An 18,108-nucleotide genomic window follows, 5' to 3' on the forward strand; every position below is an offset into this window, starting at 1 on the left:
TTCGCGCGAGCTGGAAGCTGGAAGCTGCTTAATGCTAATCGCCCCCACGGCCTTGCCATGGGGGCGATTTTTCTTCCGACTTCAAGCTTCCAGGCGCGAAGCGCCGCTCTTCCAGCTTGGGTTACAGGTGCTCCACCCCGCCGATCTCGTATTCGACGCTGCCACCTGGGGTCTTTACCACCACCACATCACCCTCTTCCTTGCCGATCAGCGCGCGGGCGATCGGTGAAGTGACGGAGATACGGCCCGACTTGATGTTGGCTTCGTCCTCGCCAACGATGCGGTACTTGACCTCTTCATCGGTGTCGAGGTTGATCAGCTCGACGGTGACGCCAAAAATCACCTTGCCGGTACGCGGCAGCTTCGTGACATCGATCACCTGGGCATTGGAGAGCTTGCCTTCGATCTCCTGGATACGCCCTTCGATGAAGCCTTGTTGCTCACGCGCGGCATGATACTCGGCATTTTCCTTGAGATCGCCGTGCTCGCGGGCCTCGGCGATGGCGGCGATCACCTGGGGGCGCGCCTCGCTCTTGAGCTGCTCGAGCTCACGGCGCAGGCTCGCCTCACCGGCAACGGTCATCGGGACCTTGTTCATTTTCCAGCTCCTGCATGCAAATCCTGTAGCCGCCGCACGGTGATCGCGTTGCCGTACTCGAGCGCCATACAAACCGCACTGGCCCCCGCCAGGGTGGTGGCGTAGGGGACCTTGCGGGCAAGCGCGGTACGGCGGATCACCGAGGAGTCACTGATTGCCTGACGGCCCTCGGTGGTATTGACGATATAGGCGATCTCGTCGTTCTTGAGCAGATCGACGATGTGCGGGCGACCTTCGAAAACCTTGTTCACGACCTCGACATCGAGACCGGCTGCCTGGAGGGCAGCGGCGGTTCCACGGGTCGCACATAGGGTGAAGCCCAATGTTACCAGAGAACGAGCCACGTCGATAACACCCGCCTTGTCCGGCTCGCGCACCGAGACGAATGCCTTGCGCTCGCCGTCAAGCGCCGGGATCGCCTCGCCGGCCCCTAACTGGGCCTTGTAGAAGGCCTCGGCGAAGGTATCACCACTGCCCATCACTTCACCGGTGGACTTCATCTCCGGCGACAGGATCGGGTCGACCCCCGGGAACTTGTTGAACGGGAATACCGCCTCCTTGACGCTGAAGAAGTGCGGCACGACCTCTCGCTCGAAGCCTTGCTCGGCAAGTGTCTTGCCGGCCATGCAGCGCGCGGCGATCTGGGCAAGCGAGGTGCCGATGCATTTCGAGACGAAGGGCACGGTGCGCGAGGCGCGCGGATTGACCTCGATGATGTAAATCTCGCCATCCTGCCAGGCCAGCTGCACGTTCATCAGCCCGACCACGCCAAGCTCCACGGCCATCTGCCTGACCTGCTCGCGCATCTCGTCCTGCACCTCGGCCGGCAGCGAATAGGGCGGCAGTGAACAGGCCGAATCACCGGAGTGCACCCCGGCCTGCTCAATGTGCTGCATGATGCCGCCAATCACCACCTGCTGGCCGTCCGACACCGCGTCGATATCGATCTCGATGGCGGCGTTGAGGAAGTGGTCGAGCAGCACCGGCGAGTCGTTGGAAACCTTGACCGCATGGGTCATGTAGTTCTCGAGCTCGGAGGCGTCATAGACGATCTCCATGGCACGCCCACCCAGCACGTAACTCGGACGCACCACCAGCGGATAGCCGATCGCCTCGGCCTTGGCGAAGGCCTCCTCGAAGCTGCGCGCGGTGGCATTGGGCGGCTGCCTGAGCCCCAGCTTGTCGATCATCTGCTGGAATCGCTCGCGATCCTCGGCACGGTCGATGGCATCCGGTGTGGTGCCGATGATCGGCACGCCGGCGGCTTCCAGCTCACGCGCCAGCTTGAGCGGGGTCTGGCCGCCGAACTGCACGATCACGCCGACCGGCTGCTCCTTGTCGGCGATCTCCAGCACGTCCTCGAGCGTCACCGGCTCGAAATAAAGTCGGTCGGAGGTATCGTAGTCGGTGGAGACCGTCTCCGGGTTGCAGTTGACCATGATGGTTTCATAGCCATCGTCGCGCATGGCAAGCGCCGCGTGCACGCAGCAGTAGTCGAACTCGATGCCCTGGCCGATGCGGTTCGGCCCGCCGCCCAGCACCATGATCTTCTGCCGATCCGAGACCTCGGCCTCGCACTCCTCCTCGTAGGTAGAGTACATGTAGGCGGTATCGGAGGCGAATTCGGCGGCACAGGTATCGACCCGCTTGTAGACCGGGCGGATACCGAGCGACTGGCGCGTCTTGCGGAATTCCTTTTCGGACACCCCAAGCAGGCTCGCCAGGCGCGCATCACTGAACCCCTTGCGCTTGAGCCCGAACAGCTCGCGAGCGGTCAGCTCGGTGAGCGAGCGCGTGGCGACCTGCTGCTCGGTACGCACCAGATCCTCGATCTGCACCAGGAACCAGGGATCGATCTTGGTCAGCGCGAAGATCTCTTCCAGGGTCATGCCGGCGCGCATGGCATCGGCGATGAAGAAGATACGCTCGGCACCAGCGGCCTGCAGCTCCCCCTTGATGTGCGCCATGGCGTCGTCGGTGAACTCGCCGAACGCATACTCGGGAAACTTCGGGTCGAGACCGTCATTGCCGGTCTCCAGGCCACGCAGCGCCTTCTGGAGAGACTCCTGGAAGGTACGCCCGATGGCCATCACCTCACCCACTGACTTCATCTGGGTGGTCAGGCGATCATTGGCCTGCGGGAACTTCTCGAAGGTGAAGCGCGGAATCTTGGTGACCACGTAATCGATCGACGGCTCGAACGAGGCCGGTGTGCGGCCACCGGTGATGTCGTTCTGGAGCTCGTCCAGGGTGTAACCCACCGCCAGCTTGGCGGCGATCTTGGCGATCGGGAAGCCGGTGGCCTTGGAGGCCAGCGCCGAGGAGCGCGACACCCGCGGGTTCATCTCGATGACCACCATGCGCCCGGTGTCGGGATCCACACCGAACTGCACGTTGGAGCCACCGGTCTCGACACCGATCTCGCGCAGCACCGCAAGCGATGCGTCGCGCATGATCTGATATTCCTTGTCGGTCAGGGTCTGGGCCGGCGCCACGGTGATGGAGTCACCGGTATGCACGCCCATCGGGTCGAAGTTCTCGATGGCACAGACGATGATGCAGTTGTCGTTGCGGTCACGCACGACCTCCATCTCGTACTCTTTCCAGCCCAGCAGCGACTCGTCGATCAGCAACTCATGGTTGTTGGAGAGCTCGAAGCCGCGGGTACAGATCTCCTCGAACTCTTCCTTGTTGTAGGCCACGCCACCGCCTGAGCCGCCCATGGTGTAGGAGGGGCGAATGATCACCGGGAAGCCCAGCGTTGCCTGGATGCGCCACGCTTCGTCCATGCTGTGGGCAACTTCCGCCTTGGGGCACTCGAGGCCGATGCGCCGCATGGCCTGGTCGAACAGGTCGCGGTCTTCGGCCATGTTGATGGCGTCGGCATTGGCACCGATCATCTCCACGCCGTACTTCTCGAGCACGCCGTGCTTGTCGAGTTCCAGGGCGCAATTCAGCGCGGTCTGCCCGCCCATGGTGGGCAGCACCGCATCGGGGCGCTCGGCCTCGATGATCTTCGCCACCGTCTGCCAGGTGATCGGCTCGATATAGGTGGCGTCGGCCATCACCGGGTCGGTCATGATGGTGGCGGGGTTGGAGTTGACCAGGATGACCCGGTAGCCCTCCTCGCGCAGGGCCTTGCAGGCCTGGGCACCGGAGTAGTCGAATTCACACGCCTGGCCGATGACGATCGGGCCGGCGCCAATGATCAGGATGCTCTGGATGTCGGTACGCTTGGGCATGGTGCTTCCCGCAAATATAGGTGACGAATGGTGACGATTGTCCGGCGATACCCCAAGCTCAGGGCTAGCAGCGGGCTTTCATCATCTCGACGAAGCGGTCGAACAGCGGCGACACGTCCCTGGGTCCCGGGCTCGCCTCGGGGTGGCCCTGAAAGCTGAAGGCCGGGCGGTCGGTGCGCTCGATCCCCTGCAGGGTGCCGTCGAAAAGCGAGCGGTGCGTGGCGCGCACGTTGGCCGGCAGCGTGGCCTCGTCGGCAGCGAAGCCGTGGTTCTGGCTGGTGATCATCACGTGCCCGGTATCGAGGTCCTGGACCGGATGATTGGCACCGTGATGGCCATGGCCCATCTTCACCGTCCTGGCGCCACTGGCCAGCGCCAGTAATTGGTGGCCAAGGCAGATACCGAATACCGGCACCTCGGTCTCGAGAATGTCCTGAATCGCCTTGATGGCGTAATCGCAGGGCTCGGGATCACCGGGGCCATTAGCCAGGAACACGCCGTCGGGGTTCATCGCCATGACCTCGGACGCCGGGGTCTGGGCCGGCACCACGGTCAACCGGCAGCCGCGGCTGGCCAGCATGCGCAGGATGTTGAACTTCACGCCGTAGTCATACGCCACCACGTGGAAGGGGCGTTCGGCCTGTGCACCATCGGCATAGCCAGCCCCCAACGCCCACTCACCCTGGTTCCACTCGTAGGGCGTCTGGCAGGACACCACCTTGGCGAGATCCATGCCCTTCAGGCCCGGAAAGGCCCGGGCGGCGGCCAGCGCACGCGCCACGGCATCCTCGCCCTCGGCTTCAGTGCCGGCCAGGATCGCGCCGTTCTGGGCGCCCTTGTCACGCAGGATGCGGGTCAGGCGGCGGGTATCGATATCGGCGATGCCAAGCACGTTCTGGCTCTTGAGGTAATCGGCAAGCGACTGCTCGGAGCGGAAGTTGCTGGCGACGAGCGGTAGATCGCGGATGACCAGGCCGGCGGCCGCGATGGCGCCGGATTCGACGTCCTCGGCATTCACGCCGGTATTGCCGATATGCGGATAGGTGAGCGTGACGATCTGGCGGGTATAGGAGGGGTCAGTCAGGATTTCCTGATAGCCGGTCATGGCCGTATTGAACACCACCTCACCGCTCGTTTGCCCATCGGCGCCGATGGCCGTGCCATGAAACACACTGCCGTCTTCCAGGGCCAGTATCGCGGGTCTGTTCAATGCAACATCCTCCCATGCTTTTCAAGGAATACCACTCGCCGGAGCGCGGCCCGCAAAAAAGCGGGACGAAACCCGACATAGACCGGTTTCATCCCGCTTGTTGTCATTCGCTCGGAACTCATTCGCCAAGCATTCAGTCGCTCAGAACGCTGGAGGGGCCGAAGCAACAAGCGCGTCGAAAGGGACTACTGCCCCATGCGCCCGGCCAAAATTTTCGGGATTTTACAGGATACGCCGCCCGGCGGCTACCCCTGGAGAGCTACTCCTCTAAGGCATATGCCATAGGCATACAGCGAGAGGCGCCGAGGACAGGCCAAAGAGGGGGTCCTATGCCAGGGATGGCATCGGTAGCGCCCAGGGAGGGGTTCACAGCGCCCCCTCGAAGGCCTGTCGCCGGAACAGCCTCGAGCCTTGGCCAAGCTCATATTATTACAGCCCCAGCACATCCTGCATGCCATAGCGGCCATTGCCCTGGCCGGCCACCCAGCGCGCCGCGCGCACCGCGCCCCTGGCGAAGGTCATGCGGCTGGAAGCCTTGTGGGTGATCTCGATACGCTCGCCTTCGGTGGCGAACATCACCGTGTGCTCACCGACGATGTCGCCGGCGCGTACGGTGGCGAAGCCAATCTCGGTATCGCTGCGCGGACCACACTGGCCGACCCGCTCGAACACGCCATGCTCCTTGAGGGTACGCCCCAGGCTCTCGGCCACCACCTCGCCCATCTTCAGCGCCGTACCGGAAGGCGCATCGACCTTGTGGCGGTGGTGCGCCTCGATCACCTCGATATCGTAGCCTTCGTCGCCAAGCGCCCGGGCGGCGGTCTCGAGCAGCTTCAGGGTCAGGTTCACGCCGACACTCATGTTCGGCGCGAAGACCATCGGCAGCTTGTCAGCGAAACTGTCCAGCGCGGCCAGCTCATCGTCGCTCAGCCCCGTGGTGCCGATGACCATACGCTTGCCATGCTCGGCGCAGAACGCCAGGTTGGCCAGGGTGACCTGGGGGGCGGTGAAATCGATCAACACATCGAAGTCATCGACGATGGCGGCCAGGGAATCCACGGCGCGCACGTCCAGCTTACCGACACCGGCCAGCTCACCGATATCGGCACCAGCCAGCGAGCTGCCGGGCTCGACGACCCCGCCGGCGAGCGTGGCACCGGCATCCTGCTGCACGGCGTTGACCAGGGTGCGGCCCATGCGGCCGGCAACACCGACGATGGCGATACGGGTCATGTGGTCTCCTGTCGAAAGGGGGGAGCGGTTCAAGAGTGGGCGGCAGTATACCAGAGCTTCAAGCGGCATCCCGAGGCGACACGCTACGTTCAATCTCCTTCCCATGGTCCAGCTCGACCCGCTTGAGGTCATAGGCTGCCTGCAGGCTAAGCCATGACTGGGGGTCACCACCGAAGTAACGCGCCAGACGCAGGGCGGTATCCGCCGAAATCGAACGCCGCTCTTTCGCAATCTCATGAAGCCGCGTGGCTGGCACGCGTAGCTCACGCGCCAACCCATTGACGCTCAGACCCAGCGGCTCCAGGTACTCTTCACGCAGCACCTCCCCCGGATGAATGGGGCGCATGCCGTTTTTGATCATGTCGCAACCTCCTCTTCGTCGGCTCAATGATAATCCACGATTTCGACATCGAAGGCGCCACCAAATTTCGAAAAATATTACGCAGCACGTAATACGTCAAACAGACAACGCCATGTACCGCCTTCAATCAGCCGCGGCGTGGCTGTTGCCATTTCGTTGCATCAGCAACGCCATGGCCACCAACACCGCAAGGCTGCCCGGCACCCACACCCAGTCGATGCGCTCTGGCGTCTGGATGAACAGCAGCAACATGGAAACGAAGGGCACCAGGTATCCGTAAGCGGTGACTGCACCAGGCGTGAGCGCCGCCGTGGCCCGCTGCATCAACCAGAAGGTCAGGGCACTCGAGAACAACCCCAGATAGACCAACAGCAGCAGGTCGCTGGCGGTCATCTCCGCCAGCCGCCCGAGCGGCTCGAGCGCAAGCCCGACAAGCCCGATCAGCACGCCGCCCAGCCCCAGGCTCCAGAAGGTGCGCACCGCCGCCGAGGCCGGCAGGCGCCCGGTGGCCAGCCCCCACTTGCTGAGCACCGGGTACAGCGCGGTGGACACGCACCCCAGGAAGAACACCACCTCGCCCTTGCCGACCGATAGCCGGCCTCCCTGCTGATACGCCTCGGCGAGCGCCAGGCCCAGCGCCCCGGCAGCCCCCAGGGCCAGTATCGCCGGCAGCCGCCATCCCGCCTGCTCGACGCGAAACCCCAGGCCCAGCAGAAACGCCAGCAACGGCACACACACATACAGCGTGGCCATGGACAGCGCCGTGGCATGATGCGCCGCCCAGAACATCGCGCCAAAGAAACCGGCCAGGCACAGCCCCATCAGGGCGTAGAGCGGCAACACCCGCCACGCCGGCACGAAACTCGGCGAACGCCGCGCCAGCCACCACAGGCCGGCACAGGCGATGGCGAAGCGCAGCGCGGTGAGCAGCAGCGGAGGCAGCGCACTCATCAACCCCACCGCAGGAAACGACAACCCGACCAGCAGCGCCCACAACAGCATTCCCGCATGGGCACGGGCGGATGTCAGCGGAGCGCTCAATTTTCCCAGATGATGGCGAGCGTCTCGTCACCGGCCATGCGCTCGAGATGGCGGCCGACCACCCCTTCGAGCCGATCCAGTGCCTCCTCGTCCAACGCCTCGATCGCCACCAGCAGCTTGTCGTGCTCCACCTGCAGCAGGCAGCTGCCATCCTCGAAGGCCACCCGCCCCTCGTTCTCCTTCTGCTCCACCTCGAGCTTGTGAGCCCAATGCTTGCACAAGCGGTTGACCAGCTTCGCCCCGGACTCGGTGGGAACCTCGGCACGTGAAATCGGCATGACGCTCTCCGCTGATTAATGAATCATTGCTCAGACTACGGCGGAGACGACCCGTTCGCCAGTGACGCGCCTCGAAGAAACGACGTGTTCGAACCGTTGGGGCAGAATCCGATGTGCAATGCCTGAACCTGGAATCAACCACGGCAGACGATGACGATCAGGGCAAACTCCTTCCAGTAGCGTTACAGTAGGATGCGGAGGATGAAGAGGAGCATGAAAGTATGGATGAGGCATTGGAATGCTTGACCCACCTGAGGGTTGATCGCAAGGGTGGGCACGCAGCTCCTCACCAACCTTGCTTACTACTGGCGATCATATGTGAGATTCAAGCTGGGCATATCACTTCTCCCCGCATACTCATCGATACACGCCTTATAGCTCGCTACTACGATATTTTTGAAACAGTGACAGGTGAGCGACAGCGGGCTCGACCATGGATGCCAATGTGGGCGTTGAGGAACAGGGATGGGGCGTCTGGGAAACTCTGGCGCCCGGAATACTTGGATTCGATTCGACATATTACAGACCAGATGGGCCAACCCAAGTCCATCAAGCAGATCGAGCAGAGGTTTTCTGCTGCGTCACTTGACCCGGTCCTATTTTCAGCTGTTAGCAATAGCCAGACTGCTCGAGAAGCCTGCGCTCTACTGGCTTCCCAATACCTCTCATGGGACAAAGATGCCTATAGGCGGCTTCAAGATTATCTCGATACGGCGCTGACGAGCGGTGAGTATGAGCAACATACCGAACGCCTTGTGGGAAGTGTCAAGGAGACTCGCCAACAGTATGCCCGCTCAACCGCTTTCCGCTCATTGGTGCTAGAGGCCTATGACTACAGATGCGCAGCCAGTCGGTTGCGCTATATCACGCCTGATTACCGCTACCTTGTGGAAGCAGCTCATCTTTTACCCTTCTCCATTAGCCAGGACGACCGCCCGACCAATGGTCTGGCGCTTACGCCTAACCTGCACTGGGCCATGGACAACCACTTGATCGCCCCAGGTCCTGACCATCTCTGGCATGTCAGCCCCGCTGTCGATGCGCTGGTGGCAGACAACCGCTGGCTTTGTGAACTAAATCAACAACCACTGGTGCTTCCCCAGGATCCTCGCAGTCGCCCCGACCGCGAAGCATTGGCCTGGCGCCTGGATCACCTGCAGCGCTGAGCCCCACACACGCCAAGGCCCCGGCATCCTTCGATGCCGGGGCCTTGTGGCGCCGTTCGAGCGAGAGAGCCGGTTACGGCTTCATGTCCTCGAAGAACTTCTTCACGCCGTCGAAGAAGCCGCTTTTCCGGGGCGAGTGGTGGTGGCTGTTCTTGCCATCCAGGCTCTCCTGGAAGTTGCGCAGCAGCTCCTTCTGGTGCTCGTCGAGCTTGACCGGGGTCTCGACCACTACCTTGCACAGCAGGTCGCCCGGGGCGCCACCGCGCACCGGCTTCACGCCCTTGCCACGCAGCCGGAACAGCTTGCCGGTCTGGGTCTCGGGCGGAATCTTGAGCTTGACCCGACCATCCAGCGTCGGCACTTCGAGTTCACCCCCCAGGGCGGCATCGACGAAGTTGATCGGCACTTCGCACTGCAGGTGGCGACCGTCACGCTGGAAGATATGGTGCGGCTTGATGGCGGCCTGCACGTAGAGATCGCCGGGCGGGCCACCGTTGATGCCCGCTTCGCCCTCGCCGTTGAGGCGAATGCGATCGCCGGTGTCCACCCCGGCCGGAATCTTCACCGACAGCGTGCGTGTCTCGCGTACACGGCCTTCACCGTTGCACTTATGGCAAGGCACCTTGATGTGCTGACCGGAGCCATGGCAGGTCGGGCAGGTCTGCTGCACGGCGAAGAAGCCCTGCTGCATGCGTACCTGACCATGCCCCTGGCAGGTCGGGCAGGTCTCCTTGGTGGAGCCCGGTTCGGCGCCTTCGCCATCGCAGCGCTCACACTCGATATGGCGCGGCACGCGAATGTCCACAGTGGTACCGGCTACGGCGCTTTCGAGATCGAGCTCGAGGTTGTAGCGCAGGTCGCTGCCACGCGCCGGAGCATTGGGATGACGACGCCCGCCGCCACCGCCGAAGATGTCGCCGAACACGTCGCCGAAGATATCGCTGAAGCCGCCGGCTCCCGCACCGCCGCCGAAACCGCCACCGCCGAACCCACCGGCCTGGCCGTCGACACCGGCATGGCCAAACTGGTCATAGGCCGTGCGCTTCTCGCTGTCGCTGAGCACCTCGTAGGCCTCGGAGACCTCGCGAAACTTCTCGGCCGATTGTTCATCGTCCGGATTACGGTCGGGGTGAAACTTCTGGGCAAGCCGCCGGTAGGCCTTCTTGATCTCTTTCTGATCGGCCCCGCGCTCTAATCCCAGCACCTCGTAATAGTCACGTTTGGACATGGGTCTGTCCGCCTCCGTCGCGATACCGCGGAAACACCAACGCGGGAGTCGGGCCCCCGCGCTGGCGCGTTCCGTGGATCAGATGCGTGGTTTACTGCTTCTTCTGGTCGTCGTTGACTTCTTCGTACTCGGCGTCGACCACGTCATCTTCCTGCTTGGCACCGGCCTCACCGGCCTCGCCACCGTCCTGCTGGGCGGCTTCCGCCTGAGCGGCATACATCTTCTGGGCCACATTGCCGGAGGCTTCGGTCAGCGCGTCCAGCTTGGCCTGAATGGCATCCTTGTCATCGCCTTTCAGCGCTTCCTCGAGCTCGCTGATAGCGGTCTCGATGGTTTGCTTCTCCTCGTCACTGGCATGCTCGCCGGCTTCCTCGAGGGTCTTGCGCGAAGCGTGGATCATGCCATCGGCCTGGTTACGCAGCTGAACGAGTTCCTCGAACTTCTTGTCCTCGTCGGCATGCGCCTCGGCGTCCTGCACCATCTGCTCGATTTCATCTTCGGACAGGCCGCTGGAGGCCTTGATGACGATGGACTGTTCCTTGCCGGTCGCCTTGTCCTTGGCCGACACGTTGAGAATGCCGTTGGCATCGAGGTCAAAGGCGACTTCGATCTGCGGCACACCACGCGGCGCCGGCGGAATGTCCGCCAGGTCGAAGCGGCCCAGCGACTTGTTGCCGCCCGCCTGCTTGCGCTCACCCTGCAGCACGTGGATGGTCACGGCGGTCTGGTTGTCATCCGCGGTCGAGAAGGTCTGGGTCTTCTTGGTCGGGATGGTGGTGTTCTTCTCGATCAGCGGCGTCATCACACCACCCAGGGTCTCGATACCCAGGGTCAGCGGGGTCACGTCGAGCAGCAGCACGTCCTTGACGTCGCCGCCCAGCACGCCGCCCTGGATCGCCGCACCCACGGCCACGGCCTCATCCGGGTTGACGTCCTTGCGGGCGTCCTTGCCGAAGAAGTCGGCCACGCTCTTCTGCACCATCGGCATGCGGGTCTGGCCACCGACCAGGATCACGTCGTCGATCTCGGAAGCGGACAGGCCGGCATCCTTGAGCGCGATCTTGCACGGCTCCATGGAGCGCTTGACCAGATCCTCCACCAGCGACTCGAGCTTGGCCCGGGTCACCTTCACGTTGAGGTGCTTGGGACCGGTGTTGTCAGCCGTGATGTACGGCAGGTTGACGTCGGTCTGCTGGGCACTGGACAGCTCGATCTTGGCCTTCTCGGCGGCTTCCTTGAGGCGCTGCATGGCCAGGTTGTCGCCGGAAAGGTCGATGCCGCTGTCGGACTTGAACTGTGCGACCAGATAGTTGATCAGGTGCATGTCGAAGTCTTCGCCACCCAGGAAGGTGTCGCCGTTGGTGGCCAGCACTTCGAACTGGGTCTCGCCATCGACATCGGCCACTTCGATGATCGAGATATCGAAGGTACCGCCGCCGAGGTCGTAGACGGCAATGGTCTTGTCGCCGCGCGACTTGTCCATGCCATAGGCCAGCGCCGCCGCGGTGGGCTCGTTGATGATGCGCTTGACCTCGAGCCCGGCGATGCGGCCGGCGTCCTTGGTAGCCTGGCGCTGGCTGTCGTTGAAGTAGGCCGGCACGGTGATCACCGCCTCGGTGACTTCTTCACCGAGATAGTCTTCGGCGGTCTTCTTCATCTTCTTCAGCACTTCGGCGCTGACCTGCGGCGGCGCGAGCTTCTTGCCCTTCACTTCCACCCAGGCATCGCCATTGTCGGCTTCGGTGATGGTGTAGGGCACCATCTTGATGTCCTTCTGGACGACGTCGTCCTTGAAGCGACGGCCGATCAAGCGCTTGATGGCGTAGAGCGTGTTCTGGGGGTTGGTGACCGCTTGCCGCTTGGCCGCCTGCCCCACCAGCGTCTCACCGTCATCGGTGTAGGCGATGATGGAAGGCGTGGTGCGCGCGCCTTCGGCGTTCTCGATCACCTTGGCGCTGTCACCGTCCAGCACGGCCACGCAGGAGTTGGTGGTCCCCAGGTCAATACCAATGATGCGTCCCATAGGAAATCCTCAAATTCGTTGCTGAGTCACTGTGAGTCGTGTTCTGCGGCTTACACCGCGGAGTTGACGTCTATCTGGGGGCCGCCTCGTGCTTTTCAAGCCCTGCGACCCGGAATTGTTGATGCAAAGCGCCGGTACGGCTCAGCCCTTGGCCTGGCTGACCACCACCATGGCGGGGCGTACCAGGCGACCGTTGAGCAGGTAGCCCTTCTGCATCACTTCCATCACGGTGTTGGGGTCGAGCTCGGGGTTGGGCACCATGGCCATGGCCTCGTGGAATTGCGGGTCGAACGGCTCGCCATGGGGCTCCACCACCTCGACACCGAACTTGTTCAGCACGTCGAGCTGCATCTTGAGGGTCATGGAAACCCCCTCGCTATGCGCTTCGGTAGCCTCTTCCCGCATCGACTCAAGGGCCTTCTCGAGGCTGTCGACCACCGGCAGAAGCTCCTTGACGAACTTCTCCAGGGCGAACTTGCGTGCCTTCTCGGCTTCCTGCTCCGCGCGGCGGCGCACATTCTGAGCCTCGGCCGCTGCGCGCAGTGCCTGATCCTTGGCATCGGAGACGCTCTGCTCGAGCTCTTCGACCCGCGCGGCCAACACTTCAGCCTCGGGGTTGTCGGGGGTTTCCCGCTCCACCTCGTCGGTCTGTTCGGCGGCCTCCACGGCATCCTCTAGGGAGCCTTCCACCGGTTGCGGCTCGGCCTCCTGTTCCTGGCGGGCGAGTTCGTCATCCAACGGTGTCTGGGGGTCTTTGGCCATGGGTCTCTCCTGAAACGGTTTCCTGATAAAAGGATGTGGCAGCCAGGGCCACCAGCTCGAGATGTCTGTGGATGTTGATCCCGTCTGCCGGGATATATGGGGCTGCCCACTCGGAACTCAAGCCATCGAACGAAGAGATGTGCACGGGGATGTTGGCGACGTGCATTGTGAGGCCTGCTAGACTACTGTATAAACGCACAATACATGTACGAATAAACAGCCTTTATAAACAGCTTTTGTAAACAGCCTTTATGAACCGCCTTGTTGAACAGTAAGGCCACTTGGAGGGCGTCATGCTGACAGAGCTTGCCATTCGCGACTTCGCCATCGTCGACCACCTCGAACTGGAGCTTGCCAACGGCATGACCGCCATCACCGGCGAAACCGGTGCCGGCAAATCGATCCTGCTCGGTGCGCTGGGGCTGTGCCTTGGCGAGCGTGCGGATGCCGGCAGCGTGCGCCACGGGTGCGAACGCGCCGACCTCTCGGCACGCTTCGATATCGACGCGCTTCCCGATGCCAGGGCGTGGCTTACGGCCCGTGAACTGCCCGATGATGATTGCCTGCTGCGCCGCGTGGTGACCGCCAATGGCCGCTCCAAGGCGTGGATCAATGGCCAGCCCGCCACCATCGCCGATCTGAAAGCCCTCGGCGAACATCTGATCGAGATCCACGGCCAGCACGCCCACCAGGCGCTGTTGCGCGAGGAGACCCACCTGCGTCTGCTGGATGACTTCGCCGGCCAGCGTGAGGCAGTGGCTGAAATGGCCGAGACCTTTCGGGTCTGGCAATCCACACGGCGCAAGCTCAAGCGGCTGGCCGAGGATGGCGACGAGGTGGCCGCACGCCGGCAACTGGTTCGCTATCAGGTCGAAGAGCTCGATCAACTGGCGCTCGCCGAAGGAGAGCTCAAGGCCCTGGAGGATGAGCAGGAAGAGCTTGCTCACGCCGAGGAACGGCTTCGTGAGGCCCAATTCGCCGCCGAGTGCTGCGACCATGACGACGGCGGTGCCGCCACCCTGCTCAACCAAGCCATCCATCGGCTATCGGCGCTGCCCGGCGGTGATCGTGGCAGCCTCGCCGAGGCCATCGCGATGCTTTCCGATGCACGCATCCAGGTCGAGGAAGCCGCTCGCGAACTCAATCATTTCGCCAGCAACACAGAGCTGGACCCCGAGCGACTGGCCTGGGTGGAGGAGCGTCTTGGCGATGTCCATCGCCTGGCGCGCAAGCACCATGTGATGCCAGACGAACTGACCCACCTGCATCACCAACTGCAAAGCGAACTGGAAGCGCTTTCCGGCAGCGACCAGGACCTGGAAACGCTTGCCGCCGAGGTAGAGGGCTTGAGCGAGACATGGAAGGAACAGGCCCGGCGGGTTGGCGAGACACGCCGCCAGGCAGCCAAGCGCTTTGGCAAGGCCGTACAGGAGCAGCTTGCCTTCCTGGCCATGGGCAAGGCGCGCTTCGAGGTGGAGGTGGCCACCCGCGAGAGCCCGGCAGCCGAAGGGCTCGATCGCGTGCGGCTGCTGATCAGCGCAAACCCAGGCCAACCGGCGCGGCCCTTGGCAAAGGTGGCCTCGGGGGGCGAGCTTTCGCGCATCAGCCTGGCGATACAGGTGGTAGCGGCACGCCACTCGACCATACCGAGCCTGGTGTTCGACGAGGTGGATGTCGGTGTCTCGGGCGCCACCGCCGAGATCGTCGGCCAGCTACTGCGACGGTTGGGCGAGTCCGGGCAGGTGATGACCGTGACTCACCTGCCGCAGGTGGCCGCCCAGGCCCACCAGCATCTGCACATCGAAAAACAGGCCAAGCGCGACACCACACTGACCCGCATGGCGGTACTCGACGAGGCCGGCCGGGTCAGTGAGCTCGCGCGGATGCTTGGCGGCGTGACCCTGTCCGATCACACGCTGGCCCATGCGCGCGAAATGCTTGATGCAAGCCAAAGGCCCCATCACTGAGGCGCCCATACGCAAGCGGCCCCGATCGATGATCGGGGCCGCTTGCACAGCCTTGCCAGTTCACAGGAAGACTTGTTACTGGCGGGTGGCCTGAGAACCCTTGGGGCGTACGTAGAGCACCAGGGCGTGATCCACCAGCTCGAAACCATGCTCGTCTGCAATTTCCTGCTGACGACGCTCGATCGTCTCGTCGAAGAACTCGATGATCTCACCGCTATCGAGGCACACCATATGGTCATGGTGTTCCTCCTGGGAAACCTCGAATACCGCGTGGCCGCCGTCGAAATTATGGCGCACCACCAAGCCCGCCGATTCGAACTGAGTCAACACGCGATAGACGGTGGCCAAGCCAACATCCTCGCCGGCCTCGAGCAGGGTCTTGTAGACATCTTCGGCACTCAAGTGATGCTCACCCTGAGCATTCTCGAGAATTTGCAGTATCTTGACGCGCGGCAGGGTCACCTTCAGACCGGCCTTGCGTAATTCATGGTTCTGGTCGGCCATGGTCGCTCTTCGCAGTATCGGGTAGGGTCGGGTATGATCGACCGAAACCACGATAGTGAAGAACAGGCGCAAATGCAAAAGTTGACCAGAATCATCACCCTTTCCGCTGCCTTGCTGATGGTAAGCGGTTGCAGTTACTTCGGTGTCTACAAGCGTGACCTTCCCCAGGGCAACCTGGTGAACGCGGATACCGTGAACCAGCTACAACCTGGCATGAGCCGTGCGCAGGTCGTCGACGTGATGGGTAGCCCGCTACTCGAGGCGCCTTTCGATGCCAACCAGTGGGACTACGTATTCCGGCTGGAGGAGGCCTATGGCGATGTGCAAACCCGCCGCGTCACGCTGACATTCTCCGGCGACCAGCTGGTGGACGTGAGGCGTGAAGGCGAGCTTGACCGCGATATCGAGCTGGAAGGCGTCGATGATGCAGGCCCGCAGGTGGAAGGTGCCGACCCGATGGATGCTCTGCCGCGCGAGTAACCATTGCCTGGACGCCCCGACAAGGCACTCTTGATACCCCACAGGCCAACCTGTGGGGTATCAACGCTTCGGCCGGGAGGCCCGCGCGATGCGCGCCGCCTTGGGGTCGATCTGTAACGGTCGATAGACCTCGACCCGGTCCCCAGATGCCAGCACGTGGGTATCGGGCTCACTGAGCCGCGAGCCGAATATGCCCAATGGGGCATCCGCGAGGGTATCGGGCTTCAGCTCGGAAAAGTGCCGCTCAAGCCTTGCCAGCATCACCGCTTGCCGCGCTGTCGTGCCGGTTGGCACATGCAAGCTGACAATTTGTTGCCTTTCGGGGCTGGCGTAGGCCACTTCCACGTCGATATCGGCCATTCGGCTAGCGCCCGTAGAGATCATCGGCGCGGCGGGTGAAGGAATCGACAAGTTGGCCCGCCACCTGCTGGAACAACTTGCCGAACGCCATGCCGAGCAGCCGATTGGCGAATTCGAACTCCATCTCCAGGCACACCTTGCAGGTATCTTCGCCCATCGGGATGAACAACCAGCGGCCACGCAGTCGCTTGAAGGGGCCGCGCACCAGCGACATCTCGATACGCTCAGGCTCGACCAGGTCGTTGCGGGTCATGATGCTCTGCTCGATGCCCGCCCGCCCCAATGTCATTTCGCCAATCAAGTGCACCTCATCGCGCTCGATCAGGCGAGCACGCCGGCAACCCGGCAAAAACTCCGGATAACGCTCAAAATCGTTGACCAGATCAAACATGTCCTGGGGGGTATGCCGCACCATGGCGGTTCTATTGACCGTTGGCATTGAGCTCTCCGCTGACTTCACAGTGCCCAGGGCGTATCATGAGCCGTTATTTCAGGAAGCCTGAGCAAATCGACGAGCGGTGCGAATCACAAGGCGCACGGAGCACAGGAACCGGAGCCTATGGGGTATAGGTGAGGATTCCGCGCACCGCGCAACGCGGTGATTGGCCCGCGCAGGCATTTGTGCAGTGCTTCCTTCAAGCCTTGAATGGTACCACGCTTCCCCTCATATCGAAGGGGGCAGCCGCTACCGGCAAGAACACGATACGAGGATTCATGGCCAACAAGAAAGGCAAGGGAAAGGGACCCGGCAGCAGCGCCATCGCCCTGAACAAGAAGGCACGCTTCGAATACCACATCGACGAGACCTTCGAGGCGGGGCTGGCACTGGCGGGCTGGGAAGTGAAGAGCCTGCGTGCCGGCAAGGCGCAGCTCACCGACACCTACATCCTGATCAAGAATGGCGAGGCCTGGCTTCTCGGCAGCCACATCATGCCGCTCAACACCGCCAGTACCCATGAGATCGCCGATCCCACGCGCACCCGCAAGCTGCTGCTGCATCGCAAGGAGATCGCGCGGATATTTTCGCGCACCCAGGACAAGGGGCACACCTGCGTGCCGCTCAAGCTGTACTGGAAGCGCAACAAGGTGAAGTGCGAACTGGCGCTGGTGACCGGCAAGAAGCTGCACGACAAGCGGGCCACCGAGAAGGACCGCGACTGGCAGCGCCAGAAAGGCCGTGTGATGCGCGAACAAAACAAGGGCTGAGGTGTCACAGAATCGGCCATGCTGTTATGATGGCGCTTATGGGGGCGACATGGCTTCGACGCCGGTGACAAACCTTGCGGTGCATGCCGAGAGCGTGATGTATCTCGTAAATCCAACATCACGACTAAATAGTCGCAAACGACGACAACTACGCTCAGGGCGCGCTGGCAGCTTAAACGCTGTTAGCTTCTTGTCCGGCCCGAACGCGATGTGCCCATTCATCGCCGACGGGATATGAGCCAAGACTGATGGGATCGCGGCTGGTGGTGTCCTCTCGCCAATCGCTAAACTTGACGAGGAATCGCGCTTCTGGATCCTGACCGTCGGAGCCAGCGGCGTTAAATCAAACGACGGAATCTAAGCATGTAGAGCCAATGGGCGAGTGCCGGCGGACGCGGGTTCGATCCCCGCCGCCTCCACCACTCAAGTAATAGAATCAGGCGCTTACG

Annotated in this window: 17 protein-coding genes and 1 other RNA gene; 5 read left to right on the forward strand and 13 right to left on the reverse strand. The window is 62.6% G+C overall.

Annotated elements, in window-relative coordinates; all coding sequences use genetic code 11:
• Positions 1-121: 121 nt before the first annotated feature.
• The 7 genes from greA to C6V82_RS07540 form a co-directional block, all read right to left on the reverse strand.
• A complete protein-coding gene (gene greA, locus C6V82_RS07510; RefSeq protein ID WP_102587472.1) occupies positions 122-598 on the reverse strand; it encodes a transcription elongation factor GreA in 477 nt (158 codons plus the stop codon).
• Positions 595-3,840, reverse strand: a complete 3,246-nt coding sequence (carB, locus tag C6V82_RS07515; protein ID WP_102587471.1) for a carbamoyl-phosphate synthase large subunit — start codon at positions 3,838-3,840, stop codon at positions 595-597. The genes greA and carB overlap by 4 nt, the downstream gene beginning before the upstream one ends.
• Before the next feature lie 64 nt (positions 3,841-3,904).
• Positions 3,905-5,050: a glutamine-hydrolyzing carbamoyl-phosphate synthase small subunit gene (gene carA / locus C6V82_RS07520; RefSeq protein ID WP_102587470.1), complete on the reverse strand. Its 1,146-nt coding sequence runs from the start codon at positions 5,048-5,050 to the stop codon at positions 3,905-3,907.
• 429 nt (positions 5,051-5,479) lie between these two features.
• Positions 5,480-6,283 carry a 4-hydroxy-tetrahydrodipicolinate reductase gene (gene dapB / locus C6V82_RS07525; RefSeq protein ID WP_102587469.1) on the reverse strand — a complete coding sequence of 268 codons (804 nt, stop codon included), beginning with the start codon at positions 6,281-6,283 and terminating at the stop codon, positions 5,480-5,482.
• Positions 6,284-6,341: 58 nt separating this feature from the next.
• A complete protein-coding gene (locus tag C6V82_RS07530; RefSeq protein WP_102587468.1) occupies positions 6,342-6,644 on the reverse strand; it encodes a HigA family addiction module antitoxin in 303 nt (100 codons plus the stop codon).
• 123 nt (positions 6,645-6,767) lie between these two features.
• Positions 6,768-7,685, reverse strand: coding sequence for an EamA family transporter (locus C6V82_RS07535; protein ID WP_229843122.1), 918 nt, complete (start codon positions 7,683-7,685; stop codon positions 6,768-6,770).
• On the reverse strand, positions 7,682-7,963 hold the full coding sequence (locus C6V82_RS07540; RefSeq protein ID WP_102587466.1) for a DUF2218 domain-containing protein: 282 nt from the start codon (positions 7,961-7,963) through the stop codon (positions 7,682-7,684). The genes C6V82_RS07535 and C6V82_RS07540 overlap by 4 nt, the downstream gene beginning before the upstream one ends.
• Positions 7,964-8,184: 221 nt before the next feature.
• On the opposite strand from C6V82_RS07540, the gene C6V82_RS07545 reads away from it, so the two are divergent.
• Positions 8,185-9,129, forward strand: coding sequence for an HNH endonuclease (locus C6V82_RS07545; RefSeq protein WP_102587465.1), 945 nt, complete (start codon positions 8,185-8,187; stop codon positions 9,127-9,129).
• A gap of 73 nt (positions 9,130-9,202) precedes the next feature.
• Here C6V82_RS07545 and dnaJ read toward each other — a convergent pair whose 3' ends face one another.
• From dnaJ to grpE, 3 genes are all read right to left on the reverse strand, one after another.
• The gene (gene dnaJ / locus C6V82_RS07550; protein ID WP_102587464.1) at positions 9,203-10,357 is read right to left on the reverse strand and encodes a molecular chaperone DnaJ; all 1,155 of its coding nucleotides are present in this window, start codon (positions 10,355-10,357) and stop codon (positions 9,203-9,205) included.
• 91 nt (positions 10,358-10,448) lie between these two features.
• Positions 10,449-12,380: a molecular chaperone DnaK gene (gene dnaK, locus C6V82_RS07555; RefSeq protein WP_102587463.1), complete on the reverse strand. Its 1,932-nt coding sequence runs from the start codon at positions 12,378-12,380 to the stop codon at positions 10,449-10,451.
• Positions 12,381-12,521: 141 nt separating this feature from the next.
• The gene (gene grpE, locus C6V82_RS07560) at positions 12,522-13,142 is read right to left on the reverse strand and encodes a nucleotide exchange factor GrpE (RefSeq protein ID WP_102587462.1); all 621 of its coding nucleotides are present in this window, start codon (positions 13,140-13,142) and stop codon (positions 12,522-12,524) included.
• A 293-nt stretch (positions 13,143-13,435) separates the two neighbouring features.
• Here grpE and recN point away from each other — a divergent pair, with 293 nt between their 5' ends.
• Complete coding sequence (recN, locus tag C6V82_RS07565) at positions 13,436-15,109, forward strand: DNA repair protein RecN (RefSeq protein WP_102587461.1); 1,674 nt, start codon at positions 13,436-13,438, stop codon at positions 15,107-15,109.
• A gap of 75 nt (positions 15,110-15,184) precedes the next feature.
• On the opposite strand, the gene fur is transcribed toward recN, so the two are convergent.
• On the reverse strand, positions 15,185-15,613 hold the full coding sequence (gene fur / locus C6V82_RS07570; protein ID WP_102587460.1) for a ferric iron uptake transcriptional regulator: 429 nt from the start codon (positions 15,611-15,613) through the stop codon (positions 15,185-15,187).
• Positions 15,614-15,685: 72 nt separating this feature from the next.
• Here fur and C6V82_RS07575 point away from each other — a divergent pair, with 72 nt between their 5' ends.
• Entirely contained in the window at positions 15,686-16,093 is a 408-nt protein-coding gene (locus C6V82_RS07575; protein WP_219724486.1) for an outer membrane protein assembly factor BamE, read from the forward strand.
• Between the two features lie 60 nt (positions 16,094-16,153).
• Here the strand turns inward: C6V82_RS07575 and C6V82_RS07580 are convergent, their stop codons facing one another.
• Complete coding sequence (locus C6V82_RS07580; protein WP_102587458.1) at positions 16,154-16,453, reverse strand: RnfH family protein; 300 nt, start codon at positions 16,451-16,453, stop codon at positions 16,154-16,156.
• Between the two features lie 4 nt (positions 16,454-16,457).
• Positions 16,458-16,892 carry a type II toxin-antitoxin system RatA family toxin gene (locus tag C6V82_RS07585; RefSeq protein WP_102587457.1) on the reverse strand — a complete coding sequence of 145 codons (435 nt, stop codon included), beginning with the start codon at positions 16,890-16,892 and terminating at the stop codon, positions 16,458-16,460.
• Between the two features lie 275 nt (positions 16,893-17,167).
• Here C6V82_RS07585 and smpB point away from each other — a divergent pair, with 275 nt between their 5' ends.
• The gene (gene smpB / locus C6V82_RS07590; protein ID WP_102587456.1) at positions 17,168-17,659 is read left to right on the forward strand and encodes an SsrA-binding protein SmpB; all 492 of its coding nucleotides are present in this window, start codon (positions 17,168-17,170) and stop codon (positions 17,657-17,659) included.
• 40 nt (positions 17,660-17,699) lie between these two features.
• Positions 17,700-18,081: a transfer-messenger RNA gene (gene ssrA, locus C6V82_RS07595) on the forward strand.
• Positions 18,082-18,108: the final 27 nt, after the last annotated feature.

Origin of the sequence: Halomonas urumqiensis (assembly GCF_003028575.1) — a bacterium.
Taxonomy (GTDB): domain Bacteria; phylum Pseudomonadota; class Gammaproteobacteria; order Pseudomonadales; family Halomonadaceae; genus Halomonas; species Halomonas urumqiensis.

What these genes read in the sequence shown, in the direction of transcription:
- greA (WP_102587472.1), bottom strand. Translation starts at nt 598, where the DNA reads ATGAACAAGGTCCCGATGACCGTTGCCGGTGAGGCGAGCCTGCGCCGT.
- carB (WP_102587471.1), bottom strand. Translation starts at nt 3,840, where the DNA reads ATGCCCAAGCGTACCGACATCCAGAGCATCCTGATCATTGGCGCCGGC.
- dapB (WP_102587469.1), bottom strand. Translation starts at nt 6,283, where the DNA reads ATGACCCGTATCGCCATCGTCGGTGTTGCCGGCCGCATGGGCCGCACC.
- C6V82_RS07530 (WP_102587468.1), bottom strand. Translation starts at nt 6,644, where the DNA reads ATGATCAAAAACGGCATGCGCCCCATTCATCCGGGGGAGGTGCTGCGT.
- C6V82_RS07540 (WP_102587466.1), bottom strand. Translation starts at nt 7,963, where the DNA reads ATGCCGATTTCACGTGCCGAGGTTCCCACCGAGTCCGGGGCGAAGCTG.
- C6V82_RS07545 (WP_102587465.1), top strand. Translation starts at nt 8,185, where the DNA reads ATGGATGAGGCATTGGAATGCTTGACCCACCTGAGGGTTGATCGCAAG.
- dnaJ (WP_102587464.1), bottom strand. Translation starts at nt 10,357, where the DNA reads ATGTCCAAACGTGACTATTACGAGGTGCTGGGATTAGAGCGCGGGGCC.
- dnaK (WP_102587463.1), bottom strand. Translation starts at nt 12,380, where the DNA reads ATGGGACGCATCATTGGTATTGACCTGGGGACCACCAACTCCTGCGTG.
- grpE (WP_102587462.1), bottom strand. Translation starts at nt 13,142, where the DNA reads ATGGCCAAAGACCCCCAGACACCGTTGGATGACGAACTCGCCCGCCAG.
- recN (WP_102587461.1), top strand. Translation starts at nt 13,436, where the DNA reads ATGCTGACAGAGCTTGCCATTCGCGACTTCGCCATCGTCGACCACCTC.
- fur (WP_102587460.1), bottom strand. Translation starts at nt 15,613, where the DNA reads ATGGCCGACCAGAACCATGAATTACGCAAGGCCGGTCTGAAGGTGACC.
- C6V82_RS07575 (WP_219724486.1), top strand. Translation starts at nt 15,686, where the DNA reads ATGCAAAAGTTGACCAGAATCATCACCCTTTCCGCTGCCTTGCTGATG.
- C6V82_RS07580 (WP_102587458.1), bottom strand. Translation starts at nt 16,453, where the DNA reads ATGGCCGATATCGACGTGGAAGTGGCCTACGCCAGCCCCGAAAGGCAA.
- C6V82_RS07585 (WP_102587457.1), bottom strand. Translation starts at nt 16,892, where the DNA reads ATGCCAACGGTCAATAGAACCGCCATGGTGCGGCATACCCCCCAGGAC.
- smpB (WP_102587456.1), top strand. Translation starts at nt 17,168, where the DNA reads ATGGCCAACAAGAAAGGCAAGGGAAAGGGACCCGGCAGCAGCGCCATC.